This window comes from Candidatus Dechloromonas phosphoritropha, from assembly GCA_016722705.1.
In the GTDB taxonomy this organism is placed as follows: domain Bacteria; phylum Pseudomonadota; class Gammaproteobacteria; order Burkholderiales; family Rhodocyclaceae; genus Azonexus; species Azonexus phosphoritrophus.
This window is the reverse complement of record JADKGN010000001.1, coordinates 962,658-976,410: the sequence shown is the minus strand read 5'-3', so window position 1 is coordinate 976,410 and position 13,753 is coordinate 962,658. Positions and strand designations below refer to the sequence as shown.

The 13,753-nt window shown below is 55.0% G+C and carries 13 protein-coding genes, 1 tRNA gene and 2 pseudogenes; 12 read left to right on the top strand and 4 right to left on the bottom strand.

The window, feature by feature from the left end:
• The first annotated feature begins 18 nt into the window (after positions 1-18).
• Positions 19-95, top strand: a tRNA-Arg gene (locus IPP03_04790).
• Between the two features lie 269 nt (positions 96-364).
• Here the strand turns inward: IPP03_04790 and IPP03_04785 are convergent.
• The 4 genes from IPP03_04785 to IPP03_04770 all read right to left on the bottom strand — a co-directional run bounded on the left by IPP03_04785 (position 365) and on the right by IPP03_04770 (position 2,076).
• Positions 365-700, bottom strand: a complete 336-nt coding sequence (locus tag IPP03_04785; protein MBL0352006.1) for a hypothetical protein — start codon at positions 698-700, stop codon at positions 365-367.
• A 321-nt stretch (positions 701-1,021) separates the two neighbouring features.
• Positions 1,022-1,381, bottom strand: coding sequence for a transposase (locus IPP03_04780; GenBank protein MBL0352005.1), 360 nt, complete (start codon positions 1,379-1,381; stop codon positions 1,022-1,024).
• Between the two features lie 9 nt (positions 1,382-1,390).
• A complete protein-coding gene (tnpB, locus tag IPP03_04775) occupies positions 1,391-1,768 on the bottom strand; it encodes an IS66 family insertion sequence element accessory protein TnpB (protein ID MBL0352004.1) in 378 nt (125 codons plus the stop codon).
• On the bottom strand, positions 1,768-2,076 hold the full coding sequence (locus IPP03_04770) for an IS66 family insertion sequence element accessory protein TnpB (protein ID MBL0352003.1): 309 nt from the start codon (positions 2,074-2,076) through the stop codon (positions 1,768-1,770). Before IPP03_04770 ends, tnpB begins: the two co-directional genes overlap by 1 nt.
• A gap of 91 nt (positions 2,077-2,167) precedes the next feature.
• Between IPP03_04770 and IPP03_04765 the strand changes: the two are divergent.
• From IPP03_04765 to IPP03_04715, 11 genes and pseudogenes are all read left to right on the top strand, one after another.
• Positions 2,168-2,449 (top strand): annotated as a pseudogene (locus IPP03_04765) (transposase).
• A gap of 526 nt (positions 2,450-2,975) precedes the next feature.
• Positions 2,976-3,746, top strand: a complete 771-nt coding sequence (rfbF, locus tag IPP03_04760; protein ID MBL0352002.1) for a glucose-1-phosphate cytidylyltransferase — start codon at positions 2,976-2,978, stop codon at positions 3,744-3,746.
• Between the two features lie 4 nt (positions 3,747-3,750).
• The gene (locus IPP03_04755) at positions 3,751-4,797 is read left to right on the top strand and encodes an SDR family oxidoreductase (protein ID MBL0352001.1); all 1,047 of its coding nucleotides are present in this window, start codon (positions 3,751-3,753) and stop codon (positions 4,795-4,797) included.
• A gap of 44 nt (positions 4,798-4,841) precedes the next feature.
• A pseudogene (locus IPP03_04750) lies at positions 4,842-6,050 on the top strand (methyltransferase domain-containing protein).
• 59 nt (positions 6,051-6,109) lie between these two features.
• The gene (locus IPP03_04745) at positions 6,110-7,288 is read left to right on the top strand and encodes a methyltransferase domain-containing protein (protein ID MBL0352000.1); all 1,179 of its coding nucleotides are present in this window, start codon (positions 6,110-6,112) and stop codon (positions 7,286-7,288) included.
• Positions 7,289-7,309: 21 nt separating this feature from the next.
• Complete coding sequence (locus IPP03_04740; protein MBL0351999.1) at positions 7,310-8,500, top strand: methyltransferase domain-containing protein; 1,191 nt, start codon at positions 7,310-7,312, stop codon at positions 8,498-8,500.
• Positions 8,501-8,598: 98 nt separating this feature from the next.
• A complete protein-coding gene (locus IPP03_04735) occupies positions 8,599-9,420 on the top strand; it encodes a PIG-L family deacetylase (protein MBL0351998.1) in 822 nt (273 codons plus the stop codon).
• A 359-nt stretch (positions 9,421-9,779) separates the two neighbouring features.
• Complete coding sequence (locus IPP03_04730) at positions 9,780-10,364, top strand: hypothetical protein (protein MBL0351997.1); 585 nt, start codon at positions 9,780-9,782, stop codon at positions 10,362-10,364.
• 112 nt (positions 10,365-10,476) lie between these two features.
• A complete protein-coding gene (locus tag IPP03_04725; protein MBL0351996.1) occupies positions 10,477-11,334 on the top strand; it encodes a glycosyltransferase family 2 protein in 858 nt (285 codons plus the stop codon).
• Between the two features lie 193 nt (positions 11,335-11,527).
• The gene (locus IPP03_04720) at positions 11,528-12,496 is read left to right on the top strand and encodes an NAD-dependent epimerase/dehydratase family protein (GenBank protein MBL0351995.1); all 969 of its coding nucleotides are present in this window, start codon (positions 11,528-11,530) and stop codon (positions 12,494-12,496) included.
• Positions 12,497-12,508: 12 nt separating this feature from the next.
• Positions 12,509-13,744 (top strand): glycosyltransferase family 4 protein, encoded by a 1,236-nt coding sequence (locus tag IPP03_04715; protein ID MBL0351994.1) that lies wholly within the window; start codon positions 12,509-12,511, stop codon positions 13,742-13,744.
• Positions 13,745-13,753 lie beyond the last annotated feature (9 nt).

The window sequence follows — 13,753 nt, the reverse complement described above, 5'->3', positions numbered from 1 at the left end:
ATGCGCGGCTCTGACAGCGCGCCCGTAGCTCAGTTGGATAGAGTATCTGGCTACGAACCAGAGGGTCGGGCGTTCGAATCGCTCCGGGCGCGCCAATCAGATACGAGTCTGGGCACTTCTACCGAAGTGCCCATTTTCATTTCCGCGACAACTTCATTGAGAGCCGCAGTACTGTGTTACGTTTGAAGGTGGCGTTAATCTATTCCACCGCGACCAGCGCATGCTTGATGTCCTCAAGCAAGTCTTCGAGATCTTCGAGCCTAGGAGCCTGTCGGACTTAGGAAATGTACGACCGCTACGGAGATTTTCAGAGGTGCTTTGGGCGAAAGCGCGTTCGAAACTGTTGTAAAACTGAAAATTCCGCCTAATTTCTGAGCGTAAATCCCATTTGGGATGGTTTTCCGAGAAAGCCCGACAGGCTGCTAGCGGAAATCCACACCAACCCTTCGCTGATCATGTGCGCCTTGCGTTCCTCCGGTGTGTAGAAGGACTGTGCCATGCTCGCTGGGTGTTGGGCCAGACTTTCGCCGATGGACGTGTAAATCGAATCGCCACCCGGCGTTTGCACGACAAAGGGCTGGTTACGCAGCAAGATGGCGGCTATCTGACCAGTCTGAGGCGCAACGCCGTGGACCATGCGCATGCAGCGTTGGCACTGCTGACCGAGGGCAGTGCTCATGGTGCTGCTACGCCAAAACATGAAGTTGCGCCTGATCAGCAATTGCCTGGATGGTCCCAGACGGTAGTGACCAGTCGCTGAAAATGCTGCCGAACGCGACCGCAGTTTAGTGCCCGTGCGAGCGCTTGTTGTGCGGCTTGGCGACCACCGGTTCGGGCACCTCAGGCGGGTGGCGAATTACTGCCACGAGCTCGTCAGGCTCGTACCAGAACTCGCCATGGGGACCACTGAGACTGCCGGTAATCAGCAAGATCAGACCATCCACCATATTGATCTGGGTGATTGTTAGAGCCGGCCCCAGAAATTCGGACAGAGGGATAAGTGCATTCCATTACACACAAATTATTCAAAATTACACTTCGAAGTTGAACTCGCGTCATAACGCATGAGCCTCTCTCGCGAATCTGATCCCGGCGGCGAAATCGACGACGCGTGACGGGTATGCGCGGCGACGGGGCGACCTGGTGACTCAGAACCTGGTGGGGGCGTCGGGAACTCGCCGAGACTCAGTTGGCCGCTCGGCGTGACGTCGATGCGTCGTTCGCTTTTCTGGCCGAAGATCTGGCGCTTGAACCAGTCGATTTGTTGCTTCAGTGCGGTGATTTCAGCAGACAGCGTCTGGCACAGATCCAGCACCTCTTGCGGGCACAATGCTGCGGCTTGTTCGAGGTTGTAAACCGTCTGGTAACGTGCTGAATCCATGCGTGTATTTTAACACAAGCCGCTGTTTTGAAGCGTTTTTATGGGCGCTCCAGAGGCGTGATAACGCTTCTTCCGGCGTCCCGGCTCGATCCCTTCGAGGAGCAGTTTCAGACCGGTCCAGTCGATTTCGCACGTGCGCACTTTATCCCAGTTGGCGACGAAACGGCCTTCTTCGAGACGCTTGGCCCACAGGCAGAAGCCGCTGCGATCCCAGTAGAGCACCTTCACCTGAGTGCCACGGCGATTGAAGAAGACGAAGAGCTGGCCGCTCAGCGGGTCCTGACCGAGGACATGACGGGTGATCGCGTACAGACCGTCGAAGGATTTGCGCAGGTCGACCGGCTGGCCATAGACTTGGACGCGGATTTGGCCTTCAGGGAAAAACATCAGCGGCGCTCCAGCTGCAGGATCAGGCCGCCGCCGAGGTCGAGGGTGAGGTGGAAACGAGCGGGCGTCGCCGTGGTTGTGCTCAGAGGGCCGACGTCGACGAAGGTGGCCGGCTGGCCGCTGGCCTTGTCCTGACTGTCGAGGGCGATGCCCAGACGTGTGCGCCAGCGATGGAAGCTGGTATCGCTGATCCCTTCGCGTTTGCAGAAGGTCGCAACGTTCAAACCGCTGCCCGGAAATCGCGACAGCAACGCCTCCCATTCGCTCGCGCTACGCCGCACCCGCGACCCTTCCCCTGCCTTGGCCATCCTGGCCTCCTCCGCGTTTCGTGATTCGAGGAGGACATTGTCGACAGCACGATCGGCGCTGGAAAGAACGCCGCAGAGTTACCGGTTACTCACCAGCAGCGATTTCACCGGGTTGCTGAAGGATAACGGAATCCGGATCAGCATGGATGGCAAGGGCTGCTGGCGTGACAACGTCTTTGTCGAACGACTCTGGAAAAGCGTCAAGTACGAGGAGGTCTATCTCAAGGCTTACGACACGGTGGCCGATGCCAAGGCCAACCTGGGGCGCTACCTGGATTTCTACAACGCCCGCCGACCGCATCAAACCCTTGACGGTAAAACGCCGGATACGGTCTACTTCGAAAACCTGCCAAAAGAGACGTTCGCAGCATGACCACCGCGTTACCCACCGCGCCGTCAGCCTACGGTCTAAACGGACCTTCGGCCGCCGTCACCGTGGATAACGCTACCCCGCAGGGCTCCACCTATCTCCGTCGAAAAACTGTCCAAGCAAACGGGACCAGCTCTTTATTCTGGCATTATGACGCTCGAGTGCAGAGGCCCTGCCACTGGCCCCGACTGCGCCACGATACCTTGCCCTTCTTTAGTCCCGCCACCCCGCGCTCTCCCGTAGATGATTCGTCTCAGGAGATATTTTTGTCATCGCGCACGCAAAGAAAAGAACGCCATAGGGCTAACGGTTGCGCTAAACAAGCAACATCAGGAAAAACTGGCAGCATGAGAACCGCCCCATGGAAGACGAAAAACAGAGGGAACCTCAGTGTGAAATAGTTCACAGAAAGGCGTGGGTGATTGAATTATGATCTCATTTGAGCGGTGTATCCTTGAAGTCTCGGAACGCATCGGCAAAAAAGAAATTTTAGAGTCACTTCGGTCAATCGTGTTGGGAGAATAAGCTGATGAAGGTTGCAATCTTGGCGGGTGGCGCAGGAACCCGGCTGGCTGAGGAAACGGAAGTCCGACCCAAGCCAATGGTGGAAATTGGCGGTAAGCCGATTCTTTGGCACATCATGAAACACTATGCACATTTCGGCCACAATGACTTTGTTATTGCGCTAGGCTACAAAGGCGACTACATCAAGCGTTGGATGCAGGAATATGCGACGCTTGGTGGTAGCATGACAGTGCGAATGAGTACCGGAGAAGTTATTCGTCACGATCCTGAGGCAGTCAACTGGAACGTCGATCTGGTTGAAACTGGTGCCTCGACGCTAACGGGCGGTCGGGTAAAGCGCCTGAAGCGCTGGCTCGGCGACTCAACGTTCATGCTTACTTGGGGAGACGGTGTCTCGAATGTTGACTTGCATCAACTGCTTGCCTTCCACCAGGCACACGGCAAACTCGCCACTGTGACCGCTGTCCGCCCGCCCGCACGCTATGGATACATGGAATTCGACAATGATCGCGTCACCAAGTTTTCCGAGAAGCCGCAAACATCCGAGGGTTGGGTCAATGGTGCGTTTTTTGTACTCGAACCTGCGGTGCTCGATTACATCGAAGGCGACGAAACGATGTTCGAGCACGCGCCTATGGAACGCTTAGCCAAGGATGGTCAATTGATGGCTTACAGACACGATTCGTTCTGGCAGTGCATGGATACGCTGCGCGAAAAACACCTGCTACAGTCCTTGTGGGACAGTGGCTCATCACCTTGGAAACTTTGGAGCTAAACCGATGCGCGTACTCGTTACAGGACATAAGGGATATATCGGCACCTGTCTCGTGCCCCTACTTCTTCAAGAGGACTTCGAAGTTACTGGTCTCGACACAGATCTTTACCGAGAATGCACCTTCGATGGTGGGATCGCCAGTATCCCCGAGATAATCAAGGACGTCCGTGACGTTACGGCGAAAGACGTCGAGGGGTACGATGCGATCATTCACCTCGCGGGGCTATCGAATGATCCCCTCGGCGACTACGATCCCTCCTTAACCGAGGATATCAATTGCCACGGCTCCATCAGGCTTGCGCGAATCGCACATGAGGTCGGCGTGCGCCGCTTTGTGTTTGCTTCTTCATGCAGCAATTACGGTGCCGCAGGCGACCAGTTCCTGACTGAAGATGCCAAGTTAAATCCAGTCACGCCGTATGGTGAATCGAAGGTCAATGTTGAGCGCGCGGTGACGCAACTCGCTGACAATAATTTTAGCCCCACATTCTTGCGTGCCTCAACCGCCTACGGGTTGTCTCCGCGCCTTCGCTTTGACCTGGTATTGAATAATCTCACCGCTTGGGCGCTGACCACAGGCCGCGTGTATCTGAAAAGCGATGGCTCGCCATGGCGGCCCATCGTTCATGTAGAAGACATTGCACGCGCCTACGTCGCCGCCCTGAAGTCGCCGATTGAACTTGTGCACAATCAGGCCTTTAACGTCGGCACTACTACGGAAAACTACCAGATACGCGAGATCGCATCGATTGTGGAGAGCGTTGTACCGGGCTGCCGGGTTGAGTTTGCTACGGATGCTGGACCGGACAAGCGAAACTATCGAGTGGATTGTAATCGTATCGCGCGCACGTTACACAACTTCAAGCCGCAATGGACCGCACGGCGTGGGGTCGAGCAACTGTATGAGGCATTCAAGCGAGTTGGGCTAACCTTGGATGATTTTGAGGGTGAGCGATTCAAACGAATCGCACACATCAAGAAGCTTATTGCTGTTGGCCACCTAGATAGCCGCCTGCGCTGGACATCAGCAGGACTAGGACACAAGCCTTAATTTCTCTCGGAGAGTGTTACGTGAAATACGGTCAGATCGACATTTGCCGCTCCTGTGGTTCGTCCCACCTTGAGGTCGTACTTGACCTCGGTATGAGTCCTTTGGCGGATCGCCTTCTGACTGCAGAGCAGCTAAAGGAACCCGAGGCGAGGTATCCTCTGCGCCTCACGTTTTGCCATGACTGTAGCCTGGTTCAAATTGACTACACGGTGGCGCCTGCTGAACTGTTCGGCAACGACTATCCGTATTTCTCGTCGGTTTCGGACGCTTTGCAGTTGCATACGATTGCCAATGTGCAAGACATAATGGCGCGCCGAGAACTTACATCAAATAGCCTGGTGGTTGAACTGGCAAGCAACGACGGCTACTTGCTCAAGCACTACATGCAGGCGGGCATCAAGGTGCTTGGCATCGACCCCGCCGACCCCCCGGCCAATGCGGCGATAGCGATCGGCGTCGACACCATCAAAGATTTCTTTACCGTCGAACTTGCACATAAGCTCGCTGCTGGCGGAGTAGCAGCGGATGTTATTCATGCCAATAACGTGCTTGCACATGTTGCGGATACCAACGGTTTCGTCGAAGGAATTGCGTGCTTACTGAAGTCTTCCGGGGTGGCAGTACTTGAGTTTCCATACCTACTCGATCTGATTGATCACTGCGAATTCGACACCATTTATCACCAGCACCTGTGCTATTTTTCGGTGACGGCCGTGGATAAATTGTTTCGCAGGCATAGGCTGTTCCTAAATGACATCCGCCGCATCCCAATTCATGGTGGTTCGCTACGTCTGTTCGTGGAACCGGTCGAGCGAGTCCAGCCTGCAGTCGCAGATCTTTTGGCGCTGGAGGAAAGGTTGGGTTTGACGCGAGTCGAGTATTTCAAAGACTTTGGTGAGCGCGTTGCGCGTTTGCGTCGGCAACTGATTGAGCTACTTGAAGAGTTGCACAGGACGGGCAAGCGTGTCGCCGGCTACGGTGCTCCCGCGAAGGGCTGCACGCTTGTTAACTACTTCGGTATCGACACTCGGCTAGTGCCGTATACTGTTGACAAAAACGACTTCAAGCAAGGGCGCTTTATGTCTGGAACTCATCAGCCAATCCTTGCGCCGGCGAAACTGCTGGATGATCAACCCGACTACGTGCTGTTGCTTCCTTGGAACTTTGCAGACGAAATACTGGCGCAACAAAAGAATTATCGTGCTCGCGGTGGAAAATTTATCATCCCAATCCCAGAGATGAGGATCATATGAGTGTAACTACTGCGAGTGCCGAAACGACTACGTTTCCGGAGTCGGATACAGAGTCGTCTATGCGAGGCGGATGTTGCCCTTCTTGTGGCACTTCCGGCATGAAAGTTTTTCACACGCTCGACAGTGTGCCGACCAATAGTTGCATCCTGCTGAGCTCGCGTGAGGAAGCTCTTGCGTATCCGCGCGGTCGCATCGAACTGGCGTTTTGTTCTGCCTGCGGCTTTATTTCGAACATTGCATTTGACGGTAGTTTGACCGAATATTCAGGACGTTATGAGGAGACTCAGGGATTTTCCGGTACGTTCAACGCATTTCATCGTAAACTCGCGGAACATCTCATCAGGCGATATGACCTTCATGACAAGGATATACTTGAGATTGGCTGCGGCAAGGGCGAGTTCATCGCTATGTTGGCCGAGCTTGGCGACAACCGCGGTGTTGGATTCGATCCTGGCTACCGGGAAGAACGTACGGCGGCAGGGCTGACGGAAAGACTCAAGTTCGTAACGGACTTCTACTCCGAAAAGTATTCCAGTTACCAGGCCGACTTCGTTTGCTGCAAGATGACCTTGGAGCACATCTACCCGGTTTCGCAATTCATGGCGACGGTGCGGCTTGCCATTGGTGATCGCCTCGATACGGCGATCTTCTTCCAGATTCCAGAAGCGGTCCGTATCGTTCGTGATTGCGCTTTTGAAGATATCTATTACGAACATTGCTCATATTTCAGTCCCGGCTCGCTCGGGCGCTTGTTTCGTCAGAATGGTTTCGACGTTCTGAATCTCGAGGTGGCGTACGCTGGGCAGTATCTGACGATTGAAGCAAAACCGACGCGCAATGTATCGACTGCGCCGCTCGCGCAGGAAAATGACTTAGCGATACTTACACGATTAGTGGCGGAGTTTCCTGCCAAATGCCAGGTCAATTTGGATGACTGGCGCCGACTTGTCCGTGAAGCATACGGGCGCGGGAAGAAAATAGTGCTATGGGGATCGGGGTCGAAAGCAGTGTCGTTCCTCACAACCCTCGGTGTTGGCGATGCCATTGAGTATGTCGTTGACATCAATCCACATCGGCACGGCTACTATTTGCCGACCACAGGTCAGCAAATCGTCGCTCCAGAGTTTCTCAGGGAATACCAGCCGGATGTCGTGATTATCATGAATGCCGTGTATCGCGACGAAATCGGGTGGGAACTGGCCCGTATGGCATTACGGCCTGAGATCCTCGCGCTGTGAGCTAGCCTAGGGAGTTGCGTAATGTCGATGGTACATTTTTCGTCCTGCCCGGTTTGTGGCGACGACTTTCCGGTCGACGTGCTCGACATTCCAGAAGTGCCAGTGTATTGCAATGTGCTTTGGCCGCAACGCGAGCAGGCGCTTAAGGCGGCGCGCGGGTCCGTGAACTTGAAGTATTGCCCGGGATGCACTCACGTTTTTAATGCCTCGTATGACGTCGGACTGACGAATTACACGCCAGACTACGATAATTCATTGCATTTTTCGCCGCACTTCAATCAATACGCCGAAGGACTCGCCGCGTCCTTAGTTGAGCGTTACACCCTGCGTGGAAAAACGCTGGTGGAGATTGGCTGCGGCAAGGGCGATTTCCTGACGCTGCTGTGCGAGCTCGGCGACAACCGCGGCTGGGGATTCGATCGCAGCTTCGATCCGGCGCGCGTGGACGAAGTGCGCCGACAGCGAATCAGTTTTGTGCAGGATTTCTACGACGCCGAGCACGCAGCCAAGCTCGGCCCGGATTTCGTCTGCTGTCGGCATGTGCTCGAACACATCGCCGACCCCCGCGGCTTCCTCCGGGAACTGCGCCGTGGCTTCGGCGACCGCACGGACGCGGTTCTGTACTTCGAAGTGCCTAATGCCCTGTTCACTCTGAAAGATATGGGAATCTGGGATCTGATCTACGAGCATTGCGCCTATTTCACGCTTGGATCTTTGACTCGGGCTGTTACGAGCAGCGGTTTCGATGTTGTCGACATGGGCGAGACATTTGGTGGTCAGTTCATCTTCGTGGAAATGCGGCCGGGAGCGGGTCGGATGCACGTAGCCGTGCCGGATGCCCACCAGTCCGCCACCGTGAGCCTGCACGCGGGCCTTTTCGCTGGGCAGTATAGCGAAAGGGTTCGTAGCTGGCAGGCGCGTCTGCGTGACCTGCAACAAGCACGCCGTACCGTAGTTGTCTGGGGTGGCGGGTCGAAAGGCGTGACATTTCTCAACGTGCTGGGCGCGGACAGAGGTATCGACTACGTGGTGGATTTGAATCCCCACAAACAGGGCAAATACGTGGCTGTGACCGGCCAGCGTGTCGTGTCCCCGGAATTCCTGCGCACGGTTCGTCCGACTGACGTCATTGTCATGAATCCGATTTATGAAAGTGAGATAGCTGACTCGGTGCGCGCACTTGGTCTGGACGCTTGCCTGTGCTGCGTATGAATCGCGCAGTAGATTTGGAGGCTGGGCGATTCGAATGGCGCTGTTGCGTGCACGGACGGATGTCCGAGTGTCGGGCAAACCCAACGTAGGGCGATTGCATGCAGAAATGGCGTCGAATACTGGTTGATGGTTTGCTGGCTGTCAATAAAATGGTGAGTAGCGCTCGGTTGTCGCGTAGGGTACGCAAAACCAGTGCACTTGTGTTTGCCCCGCACCCCGACGATGAAGTTCTTGGTTGCGGCGGAACCATCGTCCTCAAGGTCCAGGCCTCTACCCGTGTCAAGGTTATCGTCATGACCGATGGCCGGGCGTCGCACAGGGGGTTGATCGCTGAGGACGACCTTGTCAGCATGCGCCGTGCCGAGGCGAAAGACGCTGCCCGCCGGCTTGGTCTAACCGACGCGGACTACGTCTTCCTCGACTTTGAGGATCACCGGTTGCAAGAGTATCGTGATGCTGCATTTGAGCGGGTTGTTCAAATCATTAGTCAGTTCGTGCCTGATGAGATTTATTTGCCACACCGGAACGATGGCCTCGGCGATCACGTCGAAACTAATCGTATCGTTCGCCGAGCCGTAGCCAGTGTCCGCAAGCCAGTGACATTACTTGAATACCCGGTATGGTTGTGGAACGGCTGGCCCTGGACCCCAGGGAACGTGCGCTACGGAACTGGTGTTGTGCGACCCCTGCTGGGTAATGCTCGTGACATTATGGAAATTGTTTTGACGTGTCGCGCCAGGGTTGACATATCCAGCGTGCTGCATCGCAAGCTGGATGTGCTTTCCGCATATCGCTCTCAATTGCAGCGCTTGAATGGAGATCCGCTGTGGCCGGTGCTGTCAGACGTCGCCGATGGCGAGTTTCTGCAGCGCTTTGAGACTGATGTCGAGATGTTTCGTCTTTCGGTCTATCTACCATGATTGCCCGCAATCCAAATTGCATCGTTGACCGGAGCGGAGAAGCTTCAACACAACCTTTCGGTGGTGGTCTACTGAAGCGACTATTTGGAGGGATTTACGGAAAGGGCTTCGATCCGTTTGGTCTTTCGACTCTTCCTCGAAAAGATACCGATAGGTGCAGAGCCGAAACTCATTTTTCTTGGATTGGATCAGTATCTCTTTAATGACGGCTTCGACTCATTACTACCTGATGGAATGGAGTTGGCATGGGCAGCGGATGAGAGGCCAGAGGAAGTTTTTTTTCAAACTGGACCAAGGTATATGGTGACTACTGGGAGCAGAAGTTCCGGCCCGCTGATCTTGTAGCGGAAAAAGGAGAGATGCGAATCGGGTTAAACGCCGTTGCTCACGCAAATGCGTTCCGCAACAATGGTAGCTACACGTGGGCGCAATTTATCGCTGATCCATGGAATCCAAACAATTCGGATTTCGAGTTCCAGAACACTTTCGACCGCATCCAAATGGGTGACAGGCGGTTCCAGTACGCCGAGCATGTTTCCGAGAAGGCACTTCTCGAATTGGATGCGCTTCTACGGGAGTGCAAGGCGCGGGGCATCTATGTGGCGGCTTTCCTGCCACCATTTGCCCACGTGGTGTTCGAAAGGATGCAGTCCATGCCGAAGCAATATGGCTACCTCCGTGAGATCGAACCGAGTTTGCGGGTCATCTTCGACAAGTCAGGTTTTTCGCTGAACGATTTTTCCGATCTGGCCCGCCTTGGCGCTAGTGACAAGGAGACGATCGACGGCTTCCATGGCTCCGAGAAAGCTTACTTGCGGCTCTTCCTCAGAACGATCGAATCGGATCCGCAACTCAAAACCTTTGCGCGCGATCCGATATTTCTTCGGGAGCGGCTTGATGCTGCTGCTGGCGATCACGTGGTGTTTGGGATAGCAGAACGGTAACGAATTTTGGCTATCAAAGAACTACCCAACAGAAGGGGGGGCATACATGTCTACTTTAGGTGAGCAGAGCTTGAACCGAAAGGAGGGACCTCGGGTCAGCATTGGGGTACCCGTGTTTAACGGGAAAGACTATCTTGCTGCTGCGCTTGAGTCGCTGCTCGCGCAGACATATGCAGACTTCGAAATCATTATTTCGGACAATGCTTCGACGGACGGTACAAGTATCATTTGCGAGGACTTTGCGCGGCGTGATCGCCGCGTTCGCTACTATCGCCAAATTAAAAACGTTGGTGCTGCGCGAAACTTCAACAAAACCTTTGAGTTGGCTCGCGGCGAGTATTTCAAATGGCACGCGCACGATGATGAATGCGCACCGACGATGTTGGAGCGCTGTGTCGCCCGCCTTGACAATAACCCGGAAGCTGTTCTCTGCTTCACTAGGACACAGTTTATTGACGCGAATGGACAGTATCTGAGCAGTCGAGATCATCCACTTGACCTGGAGACTGAAAATCGGACTGAACGCTTCCTGCAGTTTGTGTTTCCTGGGCACATTGTGGTCGAGATTTTTGGCGTCATTCGATCCGACGTACTCCGGAAGACCCCATTGATCGCCAGCTACATTGGATCCGATCTGGTGTTGCTCGCCGAGATCGGTTTGTACGGTCCCTTTCTGGTGGTCCCCGAGGACCTATTCTTTCACCGCGAGCATCCGAAACGTTCAGTCCATGCCCACAGCGACGCGAAGGCACGCTTGGCGTGGTTTGATACAACCAGGTCGGGGCGTTTCGCCCTGCCCACATGGCGACTAATCAAGGAACACATGATGTCGCTGACTCGCGTGCGCCTGCACATGGCAGAGCGGGCACGCATCGTTTTCGGCATTTTGCGAAAAACTAACTGGCAGCGTCGACAGCTGGCCGAAGAATTCATGACATTTTTCAGCTCGTCTAGCGGCCAAACAAGGTAAGTGGCCTGTTTCAACAGCGATGGCAATCTGTTGTAGGCATGAGTTAATCTGAATATGTTCATCTTTGAAATTTGTCACGCTAAAGATTCATTTCTTGCGGCTGAACGCTTCGCTTATGTGCTATGAAGTAAAATCGCGCCGGTCTGAACGGTAACATTTACCACTCGGCGTAACTAGTGATGACTCGGGAGATATGATGGAATCAATTCTTGTGACCGGTGGGGCAGGCAATATTGGTAGTGCGCTCGTGCGCGTGCTTGTGGAACGGCCTGACACCAGGGTGGTGGTCGCGGACAACCTTTTGACCGGCAGCGTTGAAAAAATCCGGCTGAATGTCCCGAACATGGTTTTCGTCAAAAGTGACTGCAACGATTTTGACGATGTTGCCTCGCTGTTTTATCGTTTTCAGTTTACGCACGTCTTTCACTTTGCCGCTGTAGTCGGCGTACAGAGGACGCTGGCCAACCCAATGCTCGTACTGCGTGACATTGCAGGTATTGAGAACATCTTGCGGTTGTGCAAGAACACCGGTGTGCGACGCATTTATTTCTCTTCGTCTTCGGAGGTTTACGGAGAACCTTTCGAAATTCCGCAGAACGAAAACACGACACCCCTGAATTCACGGTTGCCATACGCCGTTGTCAAGAACGTGTGTGAAGTCTACCTGCGGACCTTCCAACGTGAATATGAACTGCCTTACACGATCTTCCGGTTCTTCAATACCTACGGTCCTCGCCAGAGCGAGGACTTCGTGCTGCCGCGGTATGTACGCGCCGCACTGCGCGGGGATCCTCTGCTCGTTTATGGCGATGGCTCGCAAACGCGAACTTTCTGCTATGTTGACGACACAGTAGACACATGCGTGAGGGCACATGCGCTGGGCGCCTTCGAGAATGACGTTATCAATGTCGGTAGCGAGAACGAGATCACAATCCTTGAGTTGGCGCGCACCGTGGTGAGACTCTCAGGCAGCAACTCGCGCATCGAATTTCTGCCGCCCCTCAGCGAGGGTGACATGACCCGCCGCTGTCCCGACATTAGCAAGATGCGCCAACTACTCGACCGCCCGTTGGTAGCGCTCGAAGACGGCATCCACCGACTGATTGAGCACTATAGGACTGACCCGTCCGCGAACGCACGGGCCCCTTTGGTGCCCCACTGAGACCGTGCAGATATGAAGGTTGCCTATGTCACACAACCCTACGACGGTGTACTCCCGCCAAGGCAGAACTCGATTGGGCTGATCGTCTACAACACGGCGCTCGAGGTCGCTCGCTCTGCACAGGTCACGCTATATCTGCGGCCGGTTGACGGCAGCACGCCAACTGAAAATTTACCGTTTGGATTCGCCTTTACACGTTCGCTTTCTGACGAACTCTTGCAGTCGCTGGCCAGTCGCTATCCTCGCTGGACCCGCCGACTTGGTCTTGCTGAACGTGCCGACTCTTATCTGGGCTGGGCCGGTGCGGTAGCTGGTGGGTTGCGCCGTGCATCGGTCGATGTGGTCCACGTCATGAATTATTGGGGCTGGAGTAAGCGGTTACGGGGCAATCGGCTTGTGCTGGAAATGCAGAGCGAGTGGCTGTCGCAAATGAACCACGATGTCGTCGCCGAGCAACTCCGTGGGGTCCACGCGGTCGTCGCTGTCAGTGGTCATGTGGAACGCCTTTTCCGGGCCGCCTTTCCTGACTACCAAGGGGTGGTTGCGGTCGTGCACAATGGGGTAGATATCGATTTGTTTTGCCCATATCCGGGCGCAAAGCCGCGCGATGACAACCAACGGATACTGTTTGTTGGCCGCCTGTCGCCGGAGAAGGGTGTGCACACGCTGCTGCAAGCCTTCGCGGACGTTGTGGAACGTTTTCCACGGGTACGACTCGACCTTGTAGGACCACGCACAGAGCTGCCAAGACGATTCCTTATTGGCATCTCCGATGACCCTCTGGTGCGAGCACTAGGGCGTTTCTACCAGCCCGACGGCAGTTCGAACTATCAACAACAACTCGATGCACTTGTGCGCGAGGCTGGCTTGGAGCGCCGGGTGACCTTTCACGGTAGTCTGCCACATCGGGATATTGTCGGGCTCTACCAGATGGCGGACATCGTCGTAAATCCGTCATTGAGTGAGACATTCGGTATTTCTATAGTGGAGGGGATGGCGTGCGGTGTGCCTGTGGTTGGGACGCGCGTGGGCGGAATGCTGGATACGATCGACGACGGTGTCGGCCGTGCCGTTGCGCCAGAGGATCCGGTGGCGCTCACTGGGGCTATCTGCGCTATTCTGGAAGACCGCGGGCTTGCTGGTGCAATGGGTGAATGTGGCCGTAAGCGTGCCGTGACACATTTCACATGGAGTGCGCGTGCCGAGCGACTGCTCGACGTCTACCGCCGTGTCTGCGATGCAAACTAAGCATCATCC

Coding starts and splice junctions, on each gene's coding strand:
- IPP03_04785 (MBL0352006.1), bottom strand. CDS start 700: ATGTTTTGGCGTAGCAGCACCATGAGCACTGCCCTCGGTCAGCAGTGC.
- IPP03_04780 (MBL0352005.1), bottom strand. CDS start 1,381: ATGGATTCAGCACGTTACCAGACGGTTTACAACCTCGAACAAGCCGCA.
- tnpB (MBL0352004.1), bottom strand. CDS start 1,768: ATGTTTTTCCCTGAAGGCCAAATCCGCGTCCAAGTCTATGGCCAGCCG.
- IPP03_04770 (MBL0352003.1), bottom strand. CDS start 2,076: ATGGCCAAGGCAGGGGAAGGGTCGCGGGTGCGGCGTAGCGCGAGCGAA.
- rfbF (MBL0352002.1), top strand. CDS start 2,976: ATGAAGGTTGCAATCTTGGCGGGTGGCGCAGGAACCCGGCTGGCTGAG.
- IPP03_04755 (MBL0352001.1), top strand. CDS start 3,751: ATGCGCGTACTCGTTACAGGACATAAGGGATATATCGGCACCTGTCTC.
- IPP03_04745 (MBL0352000.1), top strand. CDS start 6,110: ATGCGAGGCGGATGTTGCCCTTCTTGTGGCACTTCCGGCATGAAAGTT.
- IPP03_04740 (MBL0351999.1), top strand. CDS start 7,310: ATGTCGATGGTACATTTTTCGTCCTGCCCGGTTTGTGGCGACGACTTT.
- IPP03_04735 (MBL0351998.1), top strand. CDS start 8,599: ATGCAGAAATGGCGTCGAATACTGGTTGATGGTTTGCTGGCTGTCAAT.
- IPP03_04730 (MBL0351997.1), top strand. CDS start 9,780: ATGCGAATCGGGTTAAACGCCGTTGCTCACGCAAATGCGTTCCGCAAC.
- IPP03_04720 (MBL0351995.1), top strand. CDS start 11,528: ATGATGGAATCAATTCTTGTGACCGGTGGGGCAGGCAATATTGGTAGT.
- IPP03_04715 (MBL0351994.1), top strand. CDS start 12,509: ATGAAGGTTGCCTATGTCACACAACCCTACGACGGTGTACTCCCGCCA.